The 26,664-nt window shown below is 43.6% G+C and carries 27 protein-coding genes and 2 other annotated features; of the genes, 5 read left to right on the top strand and 22 right to left on the bottom strand.

Translation table 11 applies throughout. From position 1 onward, the window contains the following. Positions 1-42 precede the first annotated feature (42 nt). Entirely contained in the window at positions 43-258 is a 216-nt protein-coding gene (locus B1A98_RS13955; protein ID WP_063383758.1) for a hypothetical protein, read from the top strand. Between the two features lie 51 nt (positions 259-309). Here B1A98_RS13955 and B1A98_RS13950 read toward each other — a convergent pair whose 3' ends face one another. From B1A98_RS13950 to B1A98_RS13935, 4 genes are read right to left on the bottom strand one after another with little or no spacing between them, the layout of a single operon-like run. Then, positions 310-1,566: a peptidase gene (locus B1A98_RS13950; protein ID WP_063383757.1), complete on the bottom strand. Its 1,257-nt coding sequence runs from the start codon at positions 1,564-1,566 to the stop codon at positions 310-312. 58 nt (positions 1,567-1,624) lie between these two features. Continuing rightward, the gene (locus tag B1A98_RS13945; protein WP_063383756.1) at positions 1,625-2,266 is read right to left on the bottom strand and encodes a 3-oxoacid CoA-transferase subunit B; all 642 of its coding nucleotides are present in this window, start codon (positions 2,264-2,266) and stop codon (positions 1,625-1,627) included. Then, positions 2,251-2,946: a CoA transferase subunit A gene (locus B1A98_RS13940; protein ID WP_063383755.1), complete on the bottom strand. Its 696-nt coding sequence runs from the start codon at positions 2,944-2,946 to the stop codon at positions 2,251-2,253. The genes B1A98_RS13945 and B1A98_RS13940 overlap by 16 nt, the downstream gene beginning before the upstream one ends. Beyond that, positions 2,921-4,342 (bottom strand): aspartate aminotransferase family protein, encoded by a 1,422-nt coding sequence (locus B1A98_RS13935; RefSeq protein WP_063383754.1) that lies wholly within the window; start codon positions 4,340-4,342, stop codon positions 2,921-2,923. Before B1A98_RS13935 ends, B1A98_RS13940 begins: the two co-directional genes overlap by 26 nt. Positions 4,343-4,437: 95 nt before the next feature. Between B1A98_RS13935 and B1A98_RS13930 the strand changes: the two genes are divergently transcribed. From B1A98_RS13930 to B1A98_RS13915, 4 genes are all read left to right on the top strand, one after another. Next, complete coding sequence (locus B1A98_RS13930; RefSeq protein WP_063383753.1) at positions 4,438-5,982, top strand: PucR family transcriptional regulator; 1,545 nt, start codon at positions 4,438-4,440, stop codon at positions 5,980-5,982. A gap of 282 nt (positions 5,983-6,264) precedes the next feature. Then, positions 6,265-6,987, top strand: a complete 723-nt coding sequence (locus tag B1A98_RS13925; protein WP_063383752.1) for an amino acid ABC transporter ATP-binding protein — start codon at positions 6,265-6,267, stop codon at positions 6,985-6,987. 34 nt (positions 6,988-7,021) lie between these two features. Continuing rightward, entirely contained in the window at positions 7,022-7,810 is a 789-nt protein-coding gene (locus tag B1A98_RS13920; protein WP_082821626.1) for an ABC transporter substrate-binding protein, read from the top strand. An 11-nt stretch (positions 7,811-7,821) separates the two neighbouring features. Continuing rightward, complete coding sequence (locus B1A98_RS13915) at positions 7,822-8,523, top strand: amino acid ABC transporter permease (protein WP_082821625.1); 702 nt, start codon at positions 7,822-7,824, stop codon at positions 8,521-8,523. 52 nt (positions 8,524-8,575) lie between these two features. Here B1A98_RS13915 and B1A98_RS13910 read toward each other — a convergent pair whose 3' ends face one another. From B1A98_RS13910 to B1A98_RS13825, 18 genes are all read right to left on the bottom strand, one after another. Further along, complete coding sequence (locus B1A98_RS13910; protein ID WP_063383751.1) at positions 8,576-9,760, bottom strand: thiolase family protein; 1,185 nt, start codon at positions 9,758-9,760, stop codon at positions 8,576-8,578. Between the two features lie 185 nt (positions 9,761-9,945). Further along, positions 9,946-10,305: a 50S ribosomal protein L20 gene (gene rplT / locus B1A98_RS13905; protein WP_063383750.1), complete on the bottom strand. Its 360-nt coding sequence runs from the start codon at positions 10,303-10,305 to the stop codon at positions 9,946-9,948. A 32-nt stretch (positions 10,306-10,337) separates the two neighbouring features. Continuing rightward, entirely contained in the window at positions 10,338-10,538 is a 201-nt protein-coding gene (rpmI, locus tag B1A98_RS13900; RefSeq protein WP_041097707.1) for a 50S ribosomal protein L35, read from the bottom strand. Between the two features lie 22 nt (positions 10,539-10,560). Next, on the bottom strand, positions 10,561-11,079 hold the full coding sequence (gene infC / locus B1A98_RS13895) for a translation initiation factor IF-3 (protein ID WP_082821624.1): 519 nt from the start codon (positions 11,077-11,079) through the stop codon (positions 10,561-10,563). A 72-nt stretch (positions 11,080-11,151) separates the two neighbouring features. Further along, positions 11,152-11,283, bottom strand: a sequence feature (ribosomal protein L20 leader region). A 120-nt stretch (positions 11,284-11,403) separates the two neighbouring features. Then, complete coding sequence (thrS, locus tag B1A98_RS13890) at positions 11,404-13,344, bottom strand: threonine--tRNA ligase (protein WP_063383748.1); 1,941 nt, start codon at positions 13,342-13,344, stop codon at positions 11,404-11,406. Positions 13,345-13,396: 52 nt separating this feature from the next. Next, positions 13,397-13,622: a binding site (T-box leader), on the bottom strand. 63 nt (positions 13,623-13,685) lie between these two features. Further along, positions 13,686-14,618, bottom strand: coding sequence for a primosomal protein DnaI (gene dnaI, locus B1A98_RS13885; protein WP_170808512.1), 933 nt, complete (start codon positions 14,616-14,618; stop codon positions 13,686-13,688). After that, positions 14,602-16,005, bottom strand: coding sequence for a replication initiation and membrane attachment family protein (locus B1A98_RS13880; protein WP_063383747.1), 1,404 nt, complete (start codon positions 16,003-16,005; stop codon positions 14,602-14,604). Before B1A98_RS13880 ends, dnaI begins: the two co-directional genes overlap by 17 nt. An 85-nt stretch (positions 16,006-16,090) precedes the next feature. Further along, positions 16,091-16,549, bottom strand: a complete 459-nt coding sequence (gene nrdR / locus B1A98_RS13875; protein WP_041097719.1) for a transcriptional regulator NrdR — start codon at positions 16,547-16,549, stop codon at positions 16,091-16,093. A 118-nt stretch (positions 16,550-16,667) separates the two neighbouring features. Then, on the bottom strand, positions 16,668-17,045 hold the full coding sequence (gene speD / locus B1A98_RS13870; protein ID WP_041097721.1) for an adenosylmethionine decarboxylase: 378 nt from the start codon (positions 17,043-17,045) through the stop codon (positions 16,668-16,670). Positions 17,046-17,417: 372 nt separating this feature from the next. Beyond that, a complete protein-coding gene (locus B1A98_RS13865; RefSeq protein ID WP_063383746.1) occupies positions 17,418-18,446 on the bottom strand; it encodes a glyceraldehyde-3-phosphate dehydrogenase in 1,029 nt (342 codons plus the stop codon). 143 nt (positions 18,447-18,589) lie between these two features. Further along, entirely contained in the window at positions 18,590-18,913 is a 324-nt protein-coding gene (locus B1A98_RS13860; RefSeq protein ID WP_240492404.1) for a DUF2178 domain-containing protein, read from the bottom strand. Beyond that, on the bottom strand, positions 18,897-19,106 hold the full coding sequence (locus B1A98_RS13855; protein ID WP_063383744.1) for a helix-turn-helix transcriptional regulator: 210 nt from the start codon (positions 19,104-19,106) through the stop codon (positions 18,897-18,899). Before B1A98_RS13855 ends, B1A98_RS13860 begins: the two co-directional genes overlap by 17 nt. 134 nt (positions 19,107-19,240) lie before the next feature. Beyond that, positions 19,241-19,843 (bottom strand): dephospho-CoA kinase, encoded by a 603-nt coding sequence (gene coaE / locus B1A98_RS13850; RefSeq protein WP_063383743.1) that lies wholly within the window; start codon positions 19,841-19,843, stop codon positions 19,241-19,243. A gap of 18 nt (positions 19,844-19,861) precedes the next feature. Further along, a complete protein-coding gene (gene ytaF, locus B1A98_RS13845; protein ID WP_087903770.1) occupies positions 19,862-20,494 on the bottom strand; it encodes a sporulation membrane protein YtaF in 633 nt (210 codons plus the stop codon). Positions 20,495-20,560: 66 nt separating this feature from the next. After that, positions 20,561-21,397: a DNA-formamidopyrimidine glycosylase gene (mutM, locus tag B1A98_RS13840; RefSeq protein ID WP_041097733.1), complete on the bottom strand. Its 837-nt coding sequence runs from the start codon at positions 21,395-21,397 to the stop codon at positions 20,561-20,563. Positions 21,398-21,425: 28 nt separating this feature from the next. After that, on the bottom strand, positions 21,426-24,053 hold the full coding sequence (polA, locus tag B1A98_RS13835; RefSeq protein WP_063383742.1) for a DNA polymerase I: 2,628 nt from the start codon (positions 24,051-24,053) through the stop codon (positions 21,426-21,428). Continuing rightward, a complete protein-coding gene (pnpS, locus tag B1A98_RS13830) occupies positions 24,028-25,827 on the bottom strand; it encodes a two-component system histidine kinase PnpS (RefSeq protein WP_063383741.1) in 1,800 nt (599 codons plus the stop codon). Before pnpS ends, polA begins: the two co-directional genes overlap by 26 nt. Continuing rightward, complete coding sequence (locus B1A98_RS13825; protein ID WP_063383765.1) at positions 25,824-26,537, bottom strand: response regulator transcription factor; 714 nt, start codon at positions 26,535-26,537, stop codon at positions 25,824-25,826. Before B1A98_RS13825 ends, pnpS begins: the two co-directional genes overlap by 4 nt. Positions 26,538-26,664 lie beyond the last annotated feature (127 nt).

Below are 26,664 nucleotides of genomic sequence, written 5' to 3'. Positions count from 1 at the left end.
CAAATAATAGAACAAACTATACATGGAAGCAGGTGAAGGACTATGCCGCGCGAAAGAGAAAATATCCAAACGAATAATGGGGATCCGCACTTTGACGGGAAATACGAAGGAGTTATTGCTGTTCCTGAGGGGACAGAGCAAATGGGCATCCGGATAGACCGCAAGCAGTCAGAAAGTGCGTATGATGTGACTAAATTAAAGATAGATCCTGCCCTCCAAAGATTTCAGCAGTTTTTTAAAGGAAGCAAGCAAAAGTAAATAACATGAAAAAAGACTGCCGGCAGCAGTCTTTTTTAGCTTGTTCAGCTCTCAACCTGAAACTTCACACCACTCCAATATGGTTAGTGCAATCACTTCCGCGCAGGCAATCATTTTATCCAGCTCAATATACTCATTTGGATAATGTGCCATGCCAGTAATGCCCGGACCAAATACTATAGAAGGCACTTCGCCAACTTTATTTAACAACCCTCCATCTGTTCCCCACGGGGAGGCTTCTACCATCGGCTCACATTTCATTACTTGACGGAATTTGCTAATAATCTGATTCATTAAGAGGTGCTCGGGATCGATCGTTCCTGGCACCCACTGCGCTCCGAACCATTCTAATTGAGGAGGCTCGCTAAACCAATCATCAAGGTGCGAAAGATGATTCAAAGCCTCCTCCATTTCTTTCTTCGCTTGATCCATATTTTCCTCCGGTGCTACTCCCATTCGCCCTTGCAATTCTACTTGATCAGGTACAGAAGAAGGCCAGTCTCCTCCTTGAATGACCCCTATATTAATAGGAATGGGGATAGGGATATTCTGGTAAAGAGGATCGGTTACTCTTTCATTTCTTTTTTTCTCCAGCCTCTGAATTTCTTCAATCACAATCATGCTTTTTTCGATCGCACTTATCCCTTCATACCTAGTTCCCCCATGAGCAGACCGGCCTTTTACTCGAATCTTAAACCACATAGATCCTTGCTGCTTTGGAAAAATTTTCATGTCAGTCGGTTCAGGAATAATCGCTGCATCTGCCCGGTAGCCGCGCAAGATGGCAGATAGCGTACCGCCACCGCCGCTCTCTTCTTCGATGACGCTTTGAAAAATAACATCTCCTTTTAATTTAATGCCCAGCTGCTTCAAGCACTCGATTGCGAACAACAGAGAAACATTCCCGCCCTTCATGTCGGTTACTCCCCTGCCATACATTTTTCCATCTGTCACCTTGCCGCTGAATGGATCATGAAGCCATTGCGTTTCATCGCCCGCTGGCACGACGTCAATATGGCCATTAAGGATTAATGATTTTCCGCCGCCGGTTCCTCGCCATACCCCTACAACATTAGGACTTCCAGCAAAGTCCGTGCGAGTCGCACAGAAATAAGGATGCTTAATAAATTCTTCTCCACCAGGCTCCCAAATATCAACCTCTAACCCCATTTGGTTTAACTTATTAGCTACCTTTTTCTGAGCTCCGATTTCTTTTCCTTGAACACTCGGCTCTTGTACAATCTCTTTTAAAAAATCAATCGCTTGCTGTTGATTAGCACGCATCCACTCTTTGACAACCCGTTCCATAGTCACTCTCCCCCTGTCAGGTCCATTATTGTACAGCTTAAGTCCAAACAATAGAGCGTCAAGAAAAATGCAGTTCGGCTTCTGTACTCGAAATGACGTCCTTCATAGTGTATGGAGCCAAAATTCTCCGAACATGAAGTTCATTGTTGATTACATCAATAATCGCCCGTTCGGTAATAATGACGTCTACGCAAGATGGAGCCGTCAGCGGCAAAGTGCATCTCTTCACAATTTTGGCCTCTCCCGATTTATTGGTATGGTTCATTAGAACAATTACTTTTTTCGACTTTTGAGCCAAATCAATTGCTCCGCCCATTCCCGGAACTCGTTTTCCCGGTACAATCCAATTAGCAAGATCTCCTGCTTCACTGACTTGGAGTGCCCCTAAAACAGTGACATCCAAATAACCGCGGCGAATAATCCCAAAGGCCATCGTGCTATCAAAAAACGAAGCCCCCGGAACAGCGGTTACTGGAAACCCGCCAGCATCACATAAGTTTTCATCTTCCCCTCCTTTTATCGGATAAGGGCCTGTTCCTAAGATTCCATTTTCAGCATGGAACATCACATTATAATGTTCAGGTACAAAACCGGCGACAAGTGTAGGCATGCCAATCCCAAGATTCACATGCATGCCAGGCTTAATTTCTTTAGCAGCCCATTCAGCAATGACTCGACGATAATCTACTCCCACATCCACTGCCAGTTCACCCCTTCACTTTGTACGATGTAATCGACGAATACACCCGGTGTTACAATGTTTTCTGGATCCAGTTCGCCACTCGGCACAATTTGTTCTGCTTCTACAATGGTAACATCCGCCGCCATGGCAACAAGCGGATTAAAATTTCGTGCGCTCTTATCAAAAACTAAATTGCCGTATTCATCAGCCTGCTTTGCATAAACAATTGCCACTTCAGCTGTAAGCGCTTCCTCAATTAAGTATGTTTTATTTTGTATCTCTACTTTTTCTCTGCCTTCTTCCGCCATTGTTCCAAGGCCGACATCCACCAAAATACCGCCAAGCCCCATGCCGCCGGCTCGAATTTTCTCTGCCAGCGTTCCTTGCGGAAAAAAAGTAACATCTAGTTTGTTTTCCGTCATCAATCTGCCGGCATTAGGATTGGAACCGATATGAGAAGTAAGGAGTGAACGGGCGCGTCCTTCACTAATCAACCGGCCGATCCCAATGTTCGGAAAGCCAGCATCATTTCCAATTAAATCTAACTGACTAACCTTCATTTGCAATAATGCTTCGATGATACTTGGCGGGCTGCCTATCCCCCCAAAACCGCCATACATTAAGCTGGTTCCCTGCTTTATATGGGACAGCGCTTCCTTCAATGACACAACCTTAGATATCTGACGGACATGATTCATTCTCTATTACCCCCTTCTCAATCAGCTCTTCTGTCAATTGTCTAATCGTTTCATCCAGCATACTTAGTAAATGGTCGATCTCTCTTTCACTAATGACAAATGGAGGAGCAATAATAATAGCATCACCAGCCTGGCCGTTAACGGCTCCCGATGCATTATAAACAAGCAATCCGTTTTTCATAGCCTGATTAATCAATTGGTCTGTTATTTTTTCAGATAACGGAAACGGTGATTTTCCGACTCGGCTATTTTTAACGAATTCTATGCCGTAAAGCAGGCCCTTGCCCCGAATATCTCCTATAATTGAATGCTTCTGTTTTAGCTGCTGCATGCCTCTTGATAAATATAACCCTCTCTCATTTACTTGGTTTAACAATTGCTGTTCGTCAATATAATTCATCACAGCAAGTGAAACAGCGGCAGACTGCGGATTGGCGCTATAAGTATGACCAGACATAATAGACTGCGAGCCTTCGCGGATCACCTCAATAATTCTGTCGCTTACAATAGCAGCAGCCATCGGTGTATAGCCTGCACTCATGCCCTTACCCAGAGTCATTATGTCTGGAATCACTCCCCAATGGTCAATTCCAAACCTTTCGCCAGTTCGTCCATTTCCTGTCATTACCTCATCAGCAATAAATAATATGTCATTTCTCTCGCAAATTTCTTTAATCCGGTTGTAATATTGCGGCGGCGGCGTGACTGCCCCTCCCGCTGCCCCGATGATCGGTTCGGCAATGAATGCGGCAATATTCTCAGCTCCGACACGCTGAATTACTGTCTCCAATTGCTCAGCACAATGCAAACGGCAATCAGGATAGCTAAGGTTAAAAGGACAACGGTAGCAATAAGGAGGCTCCAAAACAGGCGCCGGTTCAAGTGTTGAAGCAAATCGCTTTCTCCGTGAAATATGTCCAGATAAGGATAAAGCCCCCAGCGTAATCCCGTGATAGCTCATCCAGCGTGACAGGATTTTATTTTTTCCTTTACAGCCTTTTTCTTGCCAGTACTGAATGGCAACTTTCATAGCTGTCTCATTTGCCTCCGATCCACTGTTGACAAAGAATACTCGATTTAAGTCTCCCGGTGTCCAGCTTGCAATTTTCTCCCCTAGCTGCTCTGCCGGTTCACTTGTAAATTGAGAACGATAAGTAAAAGAAACTTTGTGTGCCTGGTCGCACATTGCTTGGATTACCTCCTGTACGCCGTGGCCAATATTAGCCGTCACCGCTCCACTGCATCCATCCAGGTACGCTTTGCCGTTCACATCATATAAATAAACACCGCTGCCATGAGAAACAGTCGGATACACTTGATCTAAATACGGTTTGATAACGTTTGTCTGTAATTCCAATCTTTTCCCCTCCTTATTTCCCTCTCTTATTTCCTCCATAATAACAAAGCGAGTTTTCTGAAAATATTATCAATATAAGAGGATTTTATAGTATAATTTTTGTACTTTATGTATAAGAAGGAGGTGATTTGGCGATGTCGATCACAGTGAAGGAAGCCCTTTCGCTTCCAGATTTTCAACAAATAAAGTTAATTGCCGGTGAAGCAGGCGCTCATCGGATCATTAAATGGGTAACCATTGTAGAGATTATTGAAGATGTCACCCGTGTCCAGGCAGGAGAGTTCCTGATTACAACCGGGTATGGCATGGAGGTAGAAGAGAACCGCCGCCGTTTGATTGATCAGTTGGCTAATCAGCGATTATCAGCTATCGCTGTTCACACAGGCTTTTACCTCAAAACCATCCATCCGGATTTAATCGACGCTGCCAATCGCTATGAACTTCCCTTAATAGAAATTCCCAAGCATCTTAATTTCTCTGATGTTACACAAACTTTGCTTGGACATATTGTTAATAAGAATTTCCAAAATATTCAAATCACTCAAAAGGTTCATCATGAACTTACTTCTCTTGTTCTAAGCAATAAAGGGCTTTCTTCTGTTTTGGCTACTCTATCCAAGCATATGGAGGCGGATGTTTACTTGTATAATTCATTGCAGGGATGCTTTGAAGGAGAAAACATCCCAGTTGAACTATCCGACTGGAAATTAGCTCCTCCGGCAAAACCTACATTGATTAATGACAGTCAATTCGTTTATCCGATTGCAACAGATCAGAATTATTATGGGTATTTAATGGTCGTTAAACATATTCCGCTAACCGAGCTAGATGACTTATTGCTTGAACAGGCCAGCATTGTATGTGCGCTTGAGTTTCTAAAACAAAAAACGGTACAGGAAGTGTTTCTTCGCCTGCAAGGAGACTTTTTTGATGAACTATTAGAGCAATCAGAACTAGACCCAAAATATATCCAGGAACAATGTTATAAACTGAATTACGATTCATCAGGAGAATTCTTGATCATGCAATTACACAGCACGACAAGCGAAAGCGCTGTGCTTACATCTTTTATCAGATATTGGAATATGACATGCAAAGTAAATATTCTAATACGGGAGAAATATCATTCTGTTATCCTCTTAATAAAACTGCCAGTAAATAAAGAAGAACGCTCGACTATGATTCAAACTATCGTTCAAGGCTGGAAAAACTATGCGAAGGAGCCTCTTTACATTGGAATAAGCGATGCCTTTCAAGGCCTTAATGACGTTTCTGTCCGTGCTCGTGAAGCAAAATATGCCTTACAGACAGCTTTATTAACAAAAAAACAGGTTTTATCCTATCGGGAAATTGGCGCCTATGAAGCTCTCTTTGAAATGAAAGAAATGAAAGTAGACTTATCCAAGTTTTATTCTAAGTGGCTTCAGCCCCTGCTGGCCTATGATGAAAAACATGAAAGCTATTTGCTCAATACATTGGAATGCTACTTACAAAACAAAACAAATATAAAGAATGCAGCAGCCGAACTTTTTATTCACCGCCATACATTAAAGTACCGTCTTGAAAAGATTGAAGAAAAAACAGGAAGAGACCTTCAGGATGCCCATAACTTAACACAATTTCACCTCGCTATAATGGCTTACCGGCTAGATCATTCCGATTCATCTCTCTTTTATTAAAGAGTCTTTTGCAGAGAGCCTGTCCTCTTTTACAGAGGACAGGCTCTTAAAAGTGAATAGAACCGTTCACGAAAATATTTTTATTAAAATATTCTGATTATACACAATGTATAGAAAATAATATTTTTTTTATCATTATTGCAGATAGGCACCAGAACTTCTGTCTATTATTATTACCTTATCAGAAAAGATAGAAGTTGATTTAGCAAGAGCAGACTTGTTTTCCCGCTGCTTCTCTTTATGAAAGCGTTCACACTATTATACTTAGATTGGAGGCTTTATATGATTTGTATAAAACAGCTGCATAAGTCTTTTGGTTCATTAGAAGTATTGAAAGGGATCGATTTAACAATCAACAAAAATCAGGTAGTTGTTCTATTAGGATCAAGCGGATCCGGTAAAAGCACGCTCCTGCGGTGCATCAACTTCCTGGAATTTTATGACAAGGGAGAGGTATGGATCAACAATAAAAAAATAGATTTTCACCAAACAGACTTAAATAAAGTAAGAGAAGAAGTCGGTATGGTTTTTCAGCATTTCAATCTCTTCCCTCACAAAACTGTGTTGGAGAACATCATAGAGGCTCCTATTTATGTGAAAAAGATGAAAAAGCACGAGGCTGAGCACACAGCTTTAGAACTGCTCGCTAAGGTAGGGTTGAAAGATAAAGCAGGTGAATATCCACATATGCTTTCAGGAGGCCAGAAGCAGCGGGTAGCTATAGCAAGGGCACTTGCCATGGAACCTAAAGTGATGTTATTTGATGAGCCAACTTCTGCTTTAGATCCGGAATTAGTCGGAGAAGTGCTGCAGGTAATGAAACAACTAGCAAGTGAGGGGATAACTATGGTAGTGGTGACCCATGAGATGGGGTTTGCCAAGGAAGTCGCTGATCAAGTTGTGTTTATGGATGAGGGAAAAATCCTCGAGCAGGCACCGCCCCATGTATTTTTTAACCAGCCAGAAAGCGAGAGATCAAAGAAATTTTTGCGGAGAGTATTATAATCATTCTTTTTATAAGTAAATGGGGGGATAAAAAATGAAAAACTATCGAAATTATCTTATATGCTTATTTGTACTATCATTATCTTTATTCATAGCTGCCTGCGGTTCAAAAACAGAAAACCAGGACTCAGGCCAGGATAACGAACAAAAAACATTTCGCTACGCAATGAGTGGGCTGTACAAGCCATTTAACTTCAAAGAAGGCGGACAATTGGCCGGATTTGATGTAGAAATCGGCCAAGCATTAGCCAAAAAAATGAACATGAAGGCTGAACCGGTAACAAACCCGTGGGAAACCATTATCCAAGGGCTCCAATCCAATAAGTATGACGCTATTTTAGGAAGCATGGCGGTCACTGAAGAACGGAAAAAAGCCGTCAGTTTTACCACTCCTTATTATCGTTCCGGTACACAAATATTTGTGGCACAGGACCAGTCATCAATTAAATCTGCTAACGATTTAAAAGGAAAGAAAATAGGGGTTGTAAAAGCCAGTCCTTATAAAGATCTTGCTGAAAAGTATACAGATAAGGTACAAGAATATGATAGTGATTTAACTGCTTTGCTCGATATTACAACGGGACGGTTAGATGCCGTCATTACCGATCAAATGGTCGGCTTCCGGGTCATGAAAGAGAAAACAATGAAGATCAAAGATGTTGGAAAGCCATTAACGTATGATGAAATGGCTATTGCAGTTAGAAAAGACGACAAAGAGCTGGAAGACAAATTAAATAAAGCCCTTGCAGAAATGATCGAGGACGGCACTTATGAAAAAATAAGTGACAAATGGTTTGGCCGGAATATTTATAAAAATGATTAGAGGTGTTCGATGTGATTGATATTTTTTTATCAACATATAAATTTTTTTTAGGAGCGACATGGTTAACCTTAAAATTAACTCTTACTTCTCTTTTTTTAGGAAGTTGCATCGGCATCATCTTTGCTTTCTTCCGGCTCTCAAAGAAAAAAGCGCTGAATTATTTGGCTACTATCTATATTAATGTCATTCGCGGCACGCCGCTTATTGTACAAATTGCCATTCTTTACTTCGGAATAGCGAATATCATTACATTGTCTCCATTTTGGGCAGGCTCACTGGCACTTGCTATTCATAGTGGAGCCTATATTGCAGAAATCTTTCGCGGTTTAATTCAATCTATTGATAAGGGGCAAATGGAAGCTGCTCGCTCTCTTGGAATGCCCTACCATTTGGCTATGAGACGAATTGTATTGCCCCAAGCATTTAAGTTAGCCATCCCTCCGCTTGGAAATCAATTTATTATCGGCTTGAAAGATTCTTCACTTGTCGCTTATGTTGGCATGCAAGACCTATGGGGAGCTGCATTAAGTGAAGCTTCCTCCAACTTTCAACAAATGAATACCTATATTATAGTCGGCTTATATTATTTGGCGCTTGTGCTTATCCTTTCTTATTTAGTCGGCAAATTAGAGGCGAGATTAGAGGTAGATTCAAACAATAGACCAAACCGGACTTTCAAAAATTTATTTCAATTTAAAACGGCCAGTTCATAAAAAGCAAAAACTCCTGTTGCCATATTGAAACAGGAGTTTTTTGCCTAGAACGTCAGCAGCTATTCATATTTTCATAGATCACTGTCAATCCCATTCCGCCGGCCATACACAATGTGACCATCCCATATTTCTCCTGTGAACGGATCATTTCATACATAAGACTGACCGTTAGCTTGGCACCCGTTGCCCCAACTGGGTGACCCAGGGCAATAGCCCCGCCGTTTACATTTACGCGCTCAGGATGCATCTTCAATTCTTTCATGACTGCCAAAGCTTGTCCGGCAAAGGCTTCATTCAGTTCAACTCGTCCAATGTCCTCTAACGACAGCCCCGCTTTTTCCAGCGCTTTTCTTGTCGCCGGCACAGGACCGATTCCCATGAGGCCCGGATCAACCCCTGCACTAGCAAAAGCTTTAATTTTTACAATTGGCTCAAGCCCTTTCTCTATCGCTTTTTTGTGCGACATTAAAACGACAGCCGCTGCCCCGTCATTCATTGGGCAAGCATTCCCCGCTGTAATGGTCCCTCCTTCTTCAAATACGGGACTTAATTGCGCAAACTTGGAAAAGCTAGCCTCTGGCCGCACCGATTCATCCCTTGCAAATATGAATGCTTCCTTTTTTCCTTTGACTTGCAGCGGGATAATCTCCTCTTGGAAACGCCCCTCTTCAATCGCTTTCTTTGCCTTTTGATGGCTTCGAAAAGCAAAACTGTCTTGTTCCTCGCGGCCAATATTATATTTTCGCGCCAGCCTTTCAGCAGTTGCTCCCATATGCTCATTTTCTAACGAGCATGTTAATCCGTCTGTTAACAAAGCATCCTCTATTTGTAAATGGCCAAACTTGCCTCCCCAACGATTCCTCAAAAGGTAAGGCACCTGGCTCATACTTTCTACTCCTCCGGCGACGACAATTTCCTCCTGCTCTGCCATAATTGCTAATGCCCCGCTTGTGATCGCCTTTAAACTGGAGCCGCAAGCCTTAATAATAACATGTGCTGGAATGCTGTCGGGAAATCCGGCTTTTTGTGAAGCAATGCGGGCGGAGTTTAGCCCTCCTCCATGCACATATCCATGTCCAAAAATAATTTCATCCACTTCTTTCTTTTCAATAGGCACTCTTTTCATAATTCCTTCGAGAACTTGCCTTCCTAGCTCTACTGCCGGAACCTCTTTTAATGATTTTCCAAATGCGCCAACCGCCGTACGTCCCCCTGCAACGATGACGACATCCTCCATATGGTCCACTCCCCTCTGTCTACTTCCTTTAGTATACCGAGGGGGCCCCTTAGCTTTCTATTCTACATATACAACAAAAAGCAGGGAAATATATATACAGGATAGAGAATACCAGTACTCGGCTTTCTTTATCTGAGCCAATAAAAAAACAGACCCGTCAAAACGGATCTGTTTTTCAAACGATCTTATTTATTTAACTGAGCTTTAGCTGATTCAGCCAATTGGTTGAATGCTGGTAAATCGTTAACAGCTAGATCAGCAAGCATTTTGCGGTTAACTTCGATGCCTGCAAGTTTTAAACCGTGCATTAAACGGCTGTAAGAAAGGCCATTCATGCGTGCAGCTGCGTTGATACGAGTGATCCAAAGCTTACGGAAGTCGCGCTTTTTCTGGCGACGGTCACGGTAAGCGTATTGCAGGGATTTCATAACCTGCTGGTTGGCTACTTTATATAAACGGTGTTTAGCACCGAAAAAACCTTTTGCTAATTTAAGAACTTTTTTACGACGTCTGCGAGTTACTGTTCCGCCTTTTACGCGTGGCATAATATTTACCTCCTAAAATATAAGTGCTAGTCTTACTTAAGATTGTCTAACATGTGACGAATGCGTTTGAAATCGCCTTTAGATACGAGAGTTCCTTTGCGGAGCTTACGTTTTTGTTTTGTAGATTTGTTAGCAAATAAGTGGCTAGTATAGCCATGAGAACGCTTCAGTTTACCAGAACCTGTTTTCTTAAAACGTTTCGCTGAGCCGCGGTGAGTTTTCATTTTTGGCATTTCGTATTCCTCCTCAAACTGGTTACTTTTCGTTTTTAGGTGCTAATACTAAGAACATACTGCGGCCGTCCATTTTCGGCTTCGTTTCCACAGTAGCTACTTCTTGACAAGCGTCAGCAAAACGATCGAGTACGCGTTGGCCGATCTCTTTATGAGTGATCGCGCGTCCTTTAAAGCGAATAGAAGCTTTCACCTTGTCGCCTTTTTCCAAAAACTTGATCGCATTGCGCAATTTTGTGTTAAAATCATGTTCCTCGATTGTCGGGCTGAGACGCACTTCTTTCAAGTTAATGATTTTTTGATTTTTACGCGCTTCTTTTTCTTTCTTCTGCTGTTCGAACTTAAACTTGCCGTAATCCATAATACGGGCAACCGGCGGTTTTGCATTCGGCGCAACAAGCACAAGATCAAGGTTAACGCGTCCGGCAATTTCGAGCGCTTCGTTCTTTGACTTAACACCAAGCTGCTCTCCATTTTGGTCGATCAGACGAACTTCACGGGAGCGAATCCCCTCGTTTACAAACATATCTTTGCTAATAATGAGCCACCTCCAAGGTTTTTAAGAATAAACGTTTCTATTCCGGAATACACAATATCAGCAATTGGTGTTTTCGCGCAATAAAAAATGCGGGTATGATCGCATACCCGCATTAAACAGCACAAACATGCTATTTATCATTACGTTCAAACCTGCCAACTGCCTGTGCGTCAATCAGGTGAGAAGCGGGTGCTTCTACTTCACACTGTATATTCTGTTCACCATAGCATTATATCATAACGAATATTCTTCGTCAACTCATCGAAAGCAATTCAACAGAAATAATTCTAACAAAGTTTCTTTAAATAAGCAACACCTTTTTAAAAGTTATGCTTTTTTTGCTTCCTTTTTAATCATTTCCACAAAGTCTCCAAAAGCAACTGTTTCTGATTTTTGCTCTCCATATTTCCGGACGTTCACAGCATGCGTTTCAATTTCCTTATCGCCGACAACGAGCATATACGGCGTTTTTTGCATTTGTGCTTCACGAATTTTGTAACCGATCTTCTCATCACGGATGTCAAGCTCTACTCGAATGCCAGCTGCCTGCAGCTTTTCTTGCACTTCTTTCGCATAATCAAGATGAACGTCGACAGATACCGGAATCACTTGCACCTGTACCGGGGCAAGCCATGTTGGGAAAGCTCCCTTATACTCTTCGATTAAGAAAGCAACAAAACGCTCCATTGTAGAAACAACACCGCGGTGAATAACAACCGGACGATGCTGCTTGCCGTCTTCACCAATATAAGTTAAGTCAAATCTTTCCGGCAGCAAGAAGTCTAACTGGACGGTAGAGAGCGTTTCTTCTTTGCCTAGCGCTGTTTTCACTTGGACATCAAGCTTCGGACCATAGAAGGCCGCTTCTCCCTCTGCTTCAAAGTAATCAAGCTCCATTTCATCCATTGCTTCCTTAAGCATGCTTTGCGCTTTGTTCCACATATCATCGTCATCGTAATATTTCTCGGTATCTTCCGGATCACGGTAAGATAAGCGGAAGGAGTAATCATTCAAGTCAAAGTCTTTGTATACTTCCAAAATTAAATGGACCACCCGCTTGAATTCGTCTTTAATTTGATCCGGGCGGACGAAAACGTGCGCATCGTTCAATGTCATGCCGCGCACCCGCTGCAAGCCGGAAAGCGCCCCTGACATTTCATAGCGGTGCATCGTGCCAAGCTCTGCAATACGGATTGGCAGCTCGCGATAAGAGTGAATGCCGTTTTTATAAATCATCATATGATGCGGGCAGTTCATCGGACGCAGCACGAGCTGTTCATTGTCCATATCCATTACCGGGAACATATTTTCTTGATAGTGATCCCAGTGGCCGCTCGTTTTATACAGCTCCACGCTTCCCATTACCGGCGTATATACATGGTGATAGCCTAGGCTTTCTTCCTTGTCGACAATGTAACGCTCGATAATGCGGCGGATCGTTGCCCCTTTCGGCAGCCACATCGGCAGGCCTTGGCCAACCTTTTGCGAGTTCATGAACAGATCAAGTTCTTTGCCGATTTTACGGTGATCGCGCTCTTTTGCTTCTTCAAGCATTTTCAAATGGTTGTCCAAGTCTTCTTTTTTGAAGAAGGCTGTACCATAAATACGCTGCAGCATTTTATTGTCACTATTGCCGCGCCAATACGCCCCCGCGATGCTCAGCAGCTTGAATTCTTTAATTTTGTTGGTGGATGGCACATGTACGCCGCGGCACAAATCAAAAAATTCGCCTTGTTCATAAATAGTTACTGTTTCATCTTCTGGAATCGCATCAATTAACTCAATTTTATACTCGTCACCGATCTTTTCGTATAATTCTTTCGCTTCATTGCGGCTTACTTCTTTGCGGACGACTTCTAAGTTTTCGCCGATAATCTTTTTCATTTCTTTTTCGATCTTCGGCAAATCTTCTGGTGTAATGGATTCATCTAAATCGATGTCATAATAGAATCCGCCTTCAATGACCGGTCCAACACCCAGCTTGACTTTGTCCTGGCCGTACAGACGTTTAACCGCCTGAGCCATTAGATGAGCGGTGCTGTGGCGCAAGATTTCAAGCGCATCTTCATGATCCGGCGTAACGATCTCCAGGCTGCCGCTTTTTTCGATCGGCGTGCGCAGATCAAGGGGCTGGCCATCCACTTTTCCAGCCAGCGCTTTCTTTCTTAAGCCCGGGCTGATGGACTGGGCAATTTCTTCTGTAGTTGTTCCTTTCGGAAATTCCTTGACTGATCCATCAGGAAAGGTAATATTCAGCATTTCAGACATTCTTAACACTCCTTAGTTTTTTGACAAAATAAAAAACCCCGTCCTTCAATAACGAAGGGACGAGGTTTAATTCGCGATTCCACCCTACTTTTCAACAAAAATGTTGAAATCTCCAGATCAGATAACGGCTGCTGCCGTCGGTCCATTACTGGCATTGCTGCGTTCACGGCCGAAGTTCAAAGGCGGTAAGCACAATCTTCGTGTTAGGAAAGTTTCAGCCTTGCTCTCCCTCTCTGGAAACCGTAAGAAAATGCTCATGTCCTTATCAACACTTGTGACACTATTTACATGTATGTCCGTATTATATTCCTTGACTATTTAAAAATCAATAGGCTCGCTCTTTATTTTCTCCGATTGATCCCCTTCATCTCAACAGGCACCGTCAAAAACTTGATCCGCTCCATTACCCGCTTCGCCTTCATCTCTTCCTTCTCGCCCCGCTGAGAATGAGCCAAATGATGCTGAAGTTCCTCATAGCTGAAATTAGAAGTGAAAAAAGTTGGCAGCCCCTCCAGCATGCGGAATTGCAAAATCGTTCCGAGAATCTCATCACGCATCCAGCTGGACATTGCTTCAGCACCAATATCGTCAATCATCAATACAGGCGCTTTCTTCACGACTTCAAGTTTTTCATTTAGGGATTGATCGTTGAGAGATTGTTTCATCTCACGGATAAACTCAGGAAAATAAACGATTAAGGACGAAATATTTACATTAGCCAGTTCATTAGCAATAGCCCCTAATAAATAAGATTTTCCAACCCCAAACGCACCATGAATAAATAATCCTTTGGCTTCTCCGCCTTTAGCGTATTTCTGTGTAAAATGCTCTGCCAGCTCAATGGCCTGCCACCGGCCGGAATCCCCCAAATCAAGATTAGAAAAGTCGGCACTCAAAATGTCTTTCGGGACATACAAACTGTTGATCAGCTTTTCATTTTTTCTTTGTTCATCATCGCGCACCTTCCGCGGGCAGCGATGGTAATCGATATCGATTCCTCCGCGCCGCCAGACCAGCTTCGGTTCAAATCCCTGCATCACATTGATGCATTCCCGTAAATTTGGGCACTTCTCGCAACCAAAGCTTTGCGTTTTATATTCATAGAGCTTCATCAGATTTTTATCAAGCACATCCGGCGTGATTTGCTGCTGATGCTCAAGCAAAAACGACCGAACAGCCGGATCGTTTAAAATTTCCTGGCGCGTTTGTTCATACCGGGTTTTAAAATCCGGTGATTTCGTCAGTTTATTTAACGTTTCATCTATTCGTTTCATGATTGTTTGTCACCTGCCTTTTTAATCGTCTGTTTTTCAGCCGCTCTTCCAGCTCTCTTCGCTTAGCTTCCAATTCCTCATTCGTTTCGGAAGGCGTCTCGACGGCCTGATCGTCCTCATGGAACCAGTCGGGCAGCTTCTCTGTACGGATCACTTTCTGTTTGGGACCTTGTTTGTTCTTGGCCCATTCCGTATATTGACGATGCTCTTTTTTAGCGAGTTCCATTGCTTCTGTGACGGTTTTTACTTTTTTGCGGGCCCAGTGGGAAGCAATTTTCTCCACATAGCTTTTTGTCAGCTTCATATCTGTTTTCAGCATGACGTATTCAATAAGCACATTTACGACGCCGGCCGGCAGTTTATATTGGAAGAGTACACCTTCAATTACCTGCATGTCCGCGCTTGATGGCTGGCTTCCGGAAATGTCAATCAATCTTTGGCGCGGCGATACGGTTTCTAAATAATGGATCAGTTCTTCCTCTTTTGTCGACGGTTCGCTTTGAATTGTACGGAGTGCTTCTGGCTGGGACAAATAAATCAGCTCAGGCAACTTTTCATTTCTCTCCAGCTGATACCAGTCACGAGCCGCTTTGCGCAGCACCTCGATGTCAATTTCATCTTTTTCGTCGACTGACGTAAGCAATAGGTTTTTCATTTCAAGCGGTTCTATTCCATACAAATGAGCGAGCTTTACGATCGTTTCCTTCACAGAAGGCGTGACAGCTGACTTCGATACCATTACGCCTTGAAGAGAGCTTTCCAGCAGGCTGAAATCAAATTGCTCCATTTTTAGCGGAACACCGGTCCTGTCCGGCTGAGACATAAAGAGCTTGTCCTCTGAAAGCAGACTGCTTTCCATCACTTCACGGTCCATTGGCGGCGTGCCGGCAGAAAATACTTCCTGAAAATCTTTTGTAATCTCTGTATGGTCCTCTGTGCAGACAATATCATCTGAAAAAAACTCTTTTAATCTTAAAAAATGTGAACGGCCTATTTTTCGATACAAAAAAACGTTAAGCATGCCGTCATTAAAAAATTGTTCCGGCGTAAGAGGCGACTGCAGTTCATAAACAAATTCACGCAGTTCGCCATTTTTTCGAATAAACGTTTTTAATAAGCCAAGGGCCTCCAGCTTCAAACGGGCTTCATAAATATCCTGAAGGTTTTTATCAAGAAAATTCATCAAATGATAATGGTTAGCTGTCGCAGAGCGCAGCCGATTTTCTTCCACTTCCGCCCACAATGTCATATATAAGCTGAAGCATGTTGACCCAAGAAGCGGCTGATACAAAAACGTTAAGATGCGCCGGTCTGTCTCGTGAAGAATGCCATTCAGACAAACGATGTACTCATCCACCGGCTGTATTTCGTTCCAATGTCTTTTCATGTTAACCATCTAACCTTTCAGTGTTGAAACTTCTAATGCTGACCGATGAAAAAAAGCTAGAGAACGGGTCGTTGCCTCCAGCTTGCTATTCTTCTTTCTTTATCAATTCTTTCAATTCATCTAAAAACACATTAATATCCTTAAACTGTCGATAGACAGAGGCAAAGCGCACATAGGCGACCTCATCAATAGCGGCCAGCCGGTCCATCACCATTTCGCCAACCTTCTCCGATTGGATTTCCGAAAAACCGCAGCTTCTAATTTCTTTCTCGACGTCCATTGTTAGTTTTTCAAGCTGTTCGAGCGACACAGGGCGCTTTTCACAGGCCTTGATTAACCCGCGCAACAGCTTTTCTCGATTAAATTCTTCTCTCGTGCCTTCTTTCTTAACGACAATCAGCGGAAGGTCCTCCACTTTTTCAAACGTCGTAAACCGATAAGCACAAGATTCACATTCGCGGCGCCTGCGGATGGAGCGTGCCTCGTCCACAGGCCTTGAATCAATTACACGGGTGCCATTATGCTGGCAGGCCGGACATTTCATTCTACCAACTCCGATTCTAAATTAATTACTCTCATCATATTAAAAAGAAGCAAAATGCACAAGGCACTATATCCCGTAAATAAATGAAAGAGGTGTATGCCTGCGCATACACCTCTTTTTATAACACACTTGCTTCTTGCTTCATTTGTACAGGGCCCATTCCCCGAGGCATTTCCATTTTTTCTTGTGTCTGTGCCTCCAGCGCCTCTGCAATGTAGTTGGCTGCAATATTCGGATCAAGATCCCCGCAAGTATATACATCAATGCTTGCGTAGCCATGCTCTGGAAAGCTGTGAATGGTTAAATGAGATTCAGAAATGATGACAACTCCACTTACGCCTTGAGGGGCGAATTTGTGAAACGCCACTTCCCGGATTTCAGCACCTGATTTCAATGCAGCATCCACAAAGATTTGTTCAATTGTTTCCATATCATTCAATTTTTCAAGATTGCAGCCCCAAAGTTCTGCAATTACGTGACGACCCATAGTATCCATGATCGCTTCCCCCTTTTACAATTTTTAGAATATTCGTTGTAAAAGTATAACCACCACGGGGGAAAGTTAGTCCGAAGAGGTCCTAACCCTTTAAGCGGTTATTTATTTCACGAAGATTAGTATACTGTGAACAGTTTCATTTTGCAATATCCCTTGAAACATTTTTCTTAAGGATTTTTCAGACGATTCTTCATACTATGAACATATGGTTAATAAATGATATTTTTTTCCACAATCTTGGAGCAAGCAAAGACAAGGAGCGGTTCAAACGCCAGCCGTTTATTTTCCCGACACAAAACAAAGCCCCCAGAAAAGCGATCTGCGGGCTTTGTTTTATTTCTGGCGGATTACAAGCAATCCGCTGTCGGTAAATTAAGCAGTTACCTCAACTTTTTTTTTCATATTTTCAGCGACATAGCTGACAAGGTCTACGACACGGCAAGAATAGCCCCACTCGTTGTCATACCAAGCTAGAACTTTGACCTTTGTTCCTTCCATGACGATCGTTGACAAGCCGTCAATGATGGAGGAATGAGGGTTTGTATTAAAGTCAACAGATACTAATGGCTCTGTCGTAAATTCAATAATTCCTTTTAATGCACCTTCAGAAGCTTGAATAAATGCTTCATTTACTTCATCAACAGTTACTTCACGCTTTAAATCCACTACAAGGTCTACTAAAGAAACATTGGAAGTTGGAACGCGCAAAGCCATGCCATGAATTTTTCCTTTTAACTCAGGAAGCACAAGTGACAACGCTTTAGCTGCTCCTGTAGATGTCGGAATAATTGATTGAGCACATGCACGGGCACGGCGCAAATCTTTATGCGGGTTATCAATATTGTTTTGGTCATTTGTATAAGCATGAACAGTGGTCATCAAGCCGTTTTCAATGCCAAATGTATCGTTAAGCACTTTTGCTACCGGAGCCAGGCAGTTTGTTGTACAAGAAGCGTTGGAAATTACTTCATGCTTTTCGATATCTAAATCATCTTGGTTTACACCCATAACAATAGTAACATCTTCGTTTTTACCTGGAGCTGTCAATACGACCTTTTGCGCCCCTGCTTCTAAATGAAGAGCCGCTTTCTCGCGAGCGTTGAATTTACCTGTTGCTTCGATAACAATCTCGATGCCAAGCTCTTTCCAAGGAAGCTCACGCGGATCACGGTTGTTCACTAATTGAACACGTTTGCCATTTACAATTAAAGCATTCTCTTCAATTTGAACATCTCCGTCAAATTTGCCATGGTTTGTGTCATACTTTATCAAATGAGCAAGCGTCTCCGCAGGATAGCTTGCGTTTACAGCAACAATATCAAACTTATCTTCTAAAATCGCTTTGCGGAAGACCATTCTTCCAATACGTCCAAATCCGTTAATTGCTACTTTCGCCTTCATAAACCGGCTCCTCCTATATCAATAAATGTTATACTTAATTGTTTTTTTATCTGCAATTAGTATAACATATTTATCTCTAAGTGGAAGCCCAAAAACCCCAAAATCATAAATTTAACTATTCAGAAAATAACACATTTGTTCTCCTAGTTTTGGCTGTTAAAATACACGCTTGTTGCAATAAGAGAAAGGTTATGAGCTGCCCAGATGCCTGTCATCAAAAAAAACGAAAAAGAAATCCCGTCATAAATAATAATAATAGCCCAGGCAACCAGAAGAATAACTGACGTAGCATTCCAAGCAGCCGCTTTAGCCCGCGAAGCCACATGCTGCTGCCGCTCATCAAACCATCTCTTCTTCTTTCCAATAGACCGGTTAATAAAATAAACGATGACCGCTACCAAAATACCGCCTAGTAAACCTGATAGGGCGGTTAAAGCATTTGCCACTGTTTCAGTCAATATTCTCATCTCCTTCAAAAATAAATAAATCTTCAATCGAACAATTAAACACTTGAGCAAGCTTATGAGCTAAAACGAGAGAAGGATTATACTTTCCTTTCTCAAGAGAAATGACCGTTTGCCTCGATACATGCAGCTTTTTCGATAGCTCCTCCTGGGTAATGCCGCTCTCTGTCCGCTTCTGGCGAATGTTATTTTTCATTTGTCCTCCTTAATCCGATAGTAAAGTTAACTTTACGTAAAGTATACTTTACACGAATGATCTATGTCAAGTGAACTTTACAAGTATCCACTCAATAAAATGACTAATAAAAAAACCCGTCCATGCAGGACAGGTTAAGGAGTTAATTGCCACTCTTCAATGACACGCAAGAGCTGCTCTTTCGTTTGTTCAATCGTTCCGTTATTATTAATCACCGCATCCGCTCTTTTTGCTTTTTCTGCCAGCGGAAGCTGGGAAGCGATGCGTGCTTTTGCTGCCTCCGCGCTCAAGCTGTTGCGGGCAATCAGCCTGTCCAGCTGGGTGGTCTCATCTGTATAAACAACAATTACCTTTTCCACCATCCATGTCAGTTCACTTTCATATAGGAGCGGAATATCCATAATCACTGTTTGCTTGCCCGCTGCCATTGCTGCGTCTTTTTCCGCAAGCATAAACTGGCGTACAGCTGGATGAACAATGCTATTTAGCTTTTTCCGGTGCTCTTCGTTATGAAAAATAAGGTCTCCCAGGCGGCCGCGGTCAAGCGAGCCATCCGCCAAAAGCATCTCTTGTCCAAATGCTTCTGCAATTTGGGCAAGAGCGGGGCGCCCCGGCTCTACTACTGCCCGGGCTGCCACATCCGCGTCTACAATTGTATAGCCCATCTCCTGCAGCAAGCGGCTGACGGTGCTTTTTCCGCTTGCAATTCCCCCAGTTAATCCGATAATAACTGCCACTATTTCCCCTCCAAGCTGTTAGATTTTCAACGTTCCTAAAATAATTAATAAGATGCCGGGAAAAAAGGAAATGCGCTGCACCCATTGGACGCCAGCAAACTTTCGGCCGCAGGCCAATCCTCCTGTGACGAATAACAGATTCATCACTGCTACAGCGGTGGCGAGCCCGATTGCCGGATAGCTCAGCATAGCCGCTCCTAAACCTGCTCCAAAGGCATCGAGCGAAAGCGCAAAGCCCAAAAGCAGCGCTTCTAATCCATTAATGGTTCCCGATTGATCTAAATCAGCGGCTGTTGGCCGTTTAAAAATATGAATGACGACACCGAGCCGCTTTAACTCTAAATGGATGAGAGGCTTTTCCTCGGATTGCTCATGCTTATGCCCTTCCCGAAAAAATTGCCAAAGCACCCAAGCTCCCAGCGCGATTAAAATTGTGCCGCCGAGCCGGTTAGCCGCCTGTTCACTGAACCATCGGCTCAGCCAATGGCCCGCTCCCATGGCAATAAGAAGCGCCGTTGCCGAGCAAAGCGATAAAATAAGAGAAGACTTCATCGGCAGGTTCAGCTTTTTTAATCCGTAAGCAAGGCCCGCGCTGAAACTGTCTAAACTAACCGCCGCTGCCAGCATAAATAACGAAAGATACCCATCCATTACGCAGCTCCTCCCCTATCAAAACGTTACTGTAGTATATGGAAGGATGGATGGGAAGGTTCGGTTTTATCCGTGCGGCAACGGCTGGCAATTCGGGCAGATATGCGTGCCTCTGCCGGCCGTTCTTATTTTAACAATCAATTCACCGCAGCGTTTGCACGGCTCTCCTTTACGGCTATAAACAAAGTGAGTTTCTTGAAAGGTGCCGGCTTGTCCTTGACTATTTACATAGGAGCGCACTGTACTGCCGCCTTTATCAACAGCTTCCCGCAGCGTTGAAATAATTTCCTGGTGCAAAGCGGCTACCTCTTCTTCGTTAAGAGAATGAGCTTTTCGCTCAGGATGAATCTGTGCCCGAAAAAGCGCTTCATCGACATAAATATTGCCAAGTCCGACGAATACCTTCTGATCGAGCAGCACGGCTTTAATATTTCGTTCTGTTTTCTTTAACTTGCTTTTCACATAATCAAGCGAAAAATCCTCTGAAAATGGTTCAGGACCAAGCTGTGATAATGGCAGAGAATCATACTCTTGCCCTTGCTGGAACAAATGCATTGTTCCGAATTTGCGGACATCCCGGTAATGCAGAGCCGAACCATCCGTAAATGTAAATAAGACATGTGTATGAGGCTCTTCTTTCTCCCCGGGTTCATGAAGGCGGTATTTGCCCTCCATCCGCAAATGGGAAACAAGTGAATAATGATCAAGAATAAAAATCAGAAACTTGCCTCTGCGCAATACGTCATGAATCGTCTCACCGGCTAAAGCATCCGCAAATTGTTCAGCCTGCTCCGGTTTTTTGATTATATTTGGCCACCGGATTTCGACCTCCCGGATGGTTTTGCCGATCACAAGCTGCTTTAATGTGCGCCGGACTGTTTCTACTTCTGGCATTTCAGGCAAATAGCTCTCTCCTCTCTATCCTTTATTGTTATTTAGCATCGTACCAGGTCGGACCGTACGAATAATCAACTTTCAATGGCACTTTCAATTGAATGGCCTGTTCCATCACTTCCGGAACAAGCTGCTTCATCGTGTCAATTTCTTCTTTTGGCACTTCAAAAATCAATTCATCGTGCACTTGCAGCAGCAGCTTAGATTGGAGCTGCTCCTTCTCCAGCCTCTCCGCTGCATCAATCATCGCCTTTTTAATAATGTCTGCAGCACTTCCCTGAATTGGCGTATTCATGGCCGTCCGTTCTCCAAAACCCCGCAAATTAAAGTTGCGGCTTGTAATTTCTGGAATGTAGCGGCGGCGCTGCAGAAGTGTCGTCACAAACCCTTTTTCTTTTGCTTCACGGATAATAGAATCCATGTATTCTTTGACACCCGGATAGGTGTGCAGATAGCGGTCAATAAAGGTAGCGGCCTCTTTTCTCGTAATCCCTAGACTTTGAGACAATCCATAATCACTGATGCCATAGACAATGCCAAAGTTGACGGCTTTGGCCTGTCGCCGCATATGACTGTCGACCTCATCCTGTGACACATGGAAGACATCTGCGGCTGTTGCCGTGTGAATATCGAGATCATGCAAGAAAGCGTCGATTAATTTTTCGTCATCGGCAATATGAGCAAGCACCCGCAATTCAATTTGCGAATAGTCTGCAGCGAAGATCACCGAGTCTTGTGCTGACGGAATAAACGCCTGACGGATCTTTCTCCCTTCTTCCAGCCGGATGGGGATATTTTGCAAATTCGGCTCAGTCGAGCTTAATCGGCCGGTTTGCGTCAGCGCCTGATTAAAGCGAGTGTGAATCTTATGAGTATCGGCATCCACTACCTTGAGAAGGCCCTCTATATAAGTAGACTGCAGCTTGCCCAACTGGCGGTAATGAAGAATGTGCTCAACAATTTCATGTGACGGCGCAAGCTTCTCAAGCACATCCGCAGAGGTGGAGTAGCCTGTCTTGGTTTTCTTAATGGGAGGCAGACCCAATTTATCGAATAAAATCGTTCCGAGCTGTTTCGGCGAATTGATATTAAACTCTGTACCGGCAAGTGCATAAATGGTCTGTTCAATATCCGTCAGCTTGCCCTTCAACTCTTCTCCCATCTCCTTCAAGCGACCGACATCCACCTGGACCCCTTCTGATTCCATATCTGCCAGAATGAAGGCAAGCGGGAGTTCCAATTCGTAAAATAAATCAAGCTGATGATTGGCTTCCAGCTCCTCTAAACAAACAGCCTTTAACAGGTCAATCGCTGCTGCTTTTGAAGCAATGTGCTCGGCATACTCCGGCTCTTCCGGCAGTTTGCGCTTAGCGCCTTTCCCGTAAACCGCTTCGTCTGATTGAACAGAAGAAACTCCATGGAGCTTTGCCACGGCAGCGAAATCCTCTGGTGATTCAGACGGATTGAGCAAATAAGAAGCAAGCCAGACATCAAAGTCAATTCCCTTCAACTCGATCCCATGCCGTCTTAAACCGATCATTGTACGCTTCGCATCATACACTGATTTTTTCTTTGATTCATCTTCTGCCCACTTTTTAAAAGCAGGTGACGCCAAGGCTGCTTCAGCCGGCACAAAGTACGTTCCTTTTTGTCCGCTGATTCCAAAGCCGGCCACTTCGGCATGATGATAGTTTTCAGTAATCATTTCCAAATAGAGAGATGCTTCTTCGCCAAGCATATCGGCGGTCACCTCTGATGCTTGGGTGTAATTCACCTGCTGATGAGGAGCTGTTTCTTGTGCCGGGCGATCAAGCTTTTCAAGCAGCGAGTTAAAGCCAAGTTCCTTAAACAGCTCATACACTCTTTCATCATCCGGCTCATTGTATTCTAGACTGGTTAGTGAAAAGTCAAGAGGCACTTCACGCAAAATAGTAGCAAGCTCCTTGCTCATCACAGCAAGCTGTTCATGCTCACGGAGCTTTTCCTGCAGTTTCTTGCCGCTGACTTCATCGATGGAGGAAAGCAGCTTTTCCACAGATCCAAATTGCTTTAACAGTTTGATGGCCGTCTTTTCACCGACTCCGGGAATTCCCGGAATATTATCGGAGGAATCGCCCATCAGCCCTTTCATATCAATAATTTGCTCAGGCGTGAGACCATACTTTTCTTCCACGTGCGCTGGTGTATATTCTTCAATATCGGTAATGCCCTTTCTGGTGATACACACCGTTGTAGCCTCAGAAGCAAGCTGGGTTAAATCTTTATCTCCAGAATAGATCTTTATGTAAAAGTCTTCCTGTTCGGCTTTCAGAGATAGCGTGCCAATAATATCATCAGCTTCATAATTTTCCAGTTCATAGTGGGCAATGCCGTATGCTTTCAACAATTCGCGAATGTAAGGAAACTGCTCAGACAGCTCAGGCGGCGTTTTTTGACGGCCGCCTTTATAATCGCTGTATGTCTCATGCCTGAAAGTTGTTTTTCCGGCATCGAAAGCCACGAGAAGATGGGTCGGCTGTTCTTCCTTCAGCACCTTTAAGAGCATCATGGCAAAGCCGTAGACGGCGTTCGTATGTACACCTTTATTATTATTGAGTAGGGGCAGCGCAAAAAACGCCCGATAAGCAATGCTGTTTCCGTCAATTAATACGATTTTTTTCTTCAAAGCAGTCACCTTCCCTTTGCTTTTTTAAAGAGACAGTAAACGTGGTCCCTTCATTTGCTTTACTTTTCACAAAAATCTCTCCGTCATGCGCTTCAATAATATGCTTGACGATCGCTAGGCCCAGGCCGGTTCCTCCCGAATTGCGGCTTCTCGCTTTATCTACCCGGTAAAAGCGTTCAAAAATCCGCGGCAGCTCATCCGGGCTTATGCCAATGCCATCGTCCTCTACCTCCACAATGACCCGCTCTCCTGTTTCGAACGCCCGGACTTCTATCCGGCCGCCTTCCTGTGTATATAAAATGGCATTCGTCAGCAAGTTGAAGAATACTTGCTTTAGCCTGCTGGCATCTCCTGTAATTTTTAAATTTTCCTCCAGTTGAAGCGAAAGCTCAAGCTGCTTGTCTTCAAAGCGATTTTGCAAGGAAGGGATCACTTCTTGAATCACTTCATCTACAGCCAAGGAAGTGATATTGAGAGAGATTCCTTTTTGTTCGATTTTAGACAGCTCCAGCAAATCCATCACAAGCGACTCCATCCGTTCACTCTCTTTTAAAATAATATTTAAAAACATCGTCAGCGCTTCTTTATCTTCAAGTGCTCCATCTAACAATGTTTCCGTAAAACCTTTAATAGAAGTGATCGGCGTTTTCAGCTCATGGGACACATTTGCGACAAAATCTTTGCGCATTTGTTCAAGTTTTTTCAAATTCGTAATATCATGAAAAACAATCAATATGCCTTTCCATTCGGCATTTGTACCAATGATTGGCGCCCCGGATATTTCAAAATGCTTTCTCTCGATGCCGAGCGGCAACAGCAGCTGCTTACGGACATTTTGCTCGGTCATGAATACTTCCTCAATGATGTCGAGTACTTCCGGATGAGGAATGGCTTCATGATAGCGCTTTTTGATCAACCGTTTATTTTCTAAGCGGAAATAACTTTTAAATGACCGGTTTACCATAATGATAAAGCCGCGGTCATCTATTAACAGCAAGCCGCTTTCTATGTTCTCGATTAATGTGGACAGCCGGTTTTGATGGACCTCCTGTGCCTGCATCATTTCCTGCAGGTTGCGAGCAAGGATATTGATCGAGGTGTTGAGCATTCCAACTTCATCCGGCGGGATTTCATGCGTCCGCGCCCGGTAATTGCCTTTCGCCAGTTCAATCGCCACTTTGGTAGCTGACTCAATCGGCTTCGTATACCGATTTGTAATTTTTGTCCCAAATAAGGTCAGCAAGACGAGCGAGGCGCCAAGAGAAAATAATAAAATGATCCAAATCTGCCGATAGATTTGATCAAGATCTTTCACTTTTGTATTTAGCACGACCATTCCATCCGCTTGCCCTGACTGGTTGGTCAGCATTCGCCAATGATAATGTTCTCCAAATTTACTGGCGAGAGATTCTTGGTAAGCAGTCGATGGATCGGTATCGGCAAGTCGCTTGACAATCTTTTGATGGTCAGAAACGGGTGTGCCGTGATTCGTCGCCCCGCTGTCAAAGATTAAGCGGCCGGAAGCATCAGCAAGAGAAATGCGCACCTTTAATTCGTCGCTCCAGCTTTTGATGATCTCTGTATCAAAGGAGTGGACACCGCCCTCCCGCCGGATTTCTCCTGCCAGTATTTCTGTCTCTTTTTCCAGGCGTTCATTAAATGTAGATAAATAATAGCCCTTGAACATTTGTCCGAGCATAATTCCCAGCGCTGCAAGGACGAGAATAATGAGAGAGAGCAGAGCCAAGACGAGCCGGGTGCGAAACTTAATCATGTAGCTTTAGGCTCCTCTAGTTTATAGCCTAATCCGCGGATCGTTTTTATGTACTCTGGTTTTCTTGTGTTATGTTCAATTTTTTCACGCAAATGGCTAATATGTACGTCAACAATTCGTGTGTCACCGGCAAAGTCGTATTTCCATACAGCGCTCAGCAGCTGATCACGCGTTAATACACGCCCCTTGTTTTCCATTAAATAGAGAAGCAATTCGAATTCCTTCGGCGTCAACTCGAGAAGGCTGCCCCGAAAATAAGCTTCATATTTTTCAGGATAAATTTCAATATCTGCCACAGTAAGCCCTTGCTCTTGTCCGCTATCCTCTTCCAGCTTTGGCATATGAGTCAAACGGCGCAAAATCGCCTTCACCCTTGCCAGCAGCTCTCTTGGGCTGAATGGCTTGGTCATATAATCGTCCGCCCCTAGCTCCAGGCCAAGCACTTTGTCAAATTCTTCATCCTTTGCTGTAAGCATTAAAATAGGGGTGGGGATTTTGCGCTGGCGCAGTTCCTTGCATACCTCCATGCCATCCATCCGCGGAAGCATCCAATCTAAAACGAGCAAGTCCGGAAATTCCTCCAGGGTTTTTTTTAGCGCTTCCTCTCCGTCAGCTGCCGTAATGACTTCATAGCCAGCCTGTTCTAAATTATATTTAATCAGTGTTGCAATTGATGGTTCATCATCTACGACTAAGACTTTTTTATTCATTTTGCCCTCCCAGGAAAGTAATGACCGTTCTTCCCTCATTATACCTTAACCTTCTCCTGTTGAAAAAGGAAGAAACGAGCTTAGACGGCGGATTTCCCCTCCTGCCGCAAATCGAAAAAACCGCCAG

The organism is Pseudobacillus badius (genome assembly GCF_002189605.1).
GTDB lineage: Bacteria > Bacillota > Bacilli > Bacillales > Domibacillaceae > Pseudobacillus > Pseudobacillus badius.
The sequence above is the reverse complement of the archived record's forward strand: the minus strand, read 5'-3'. Positions and strand labels throughout refer to the sequence as shown.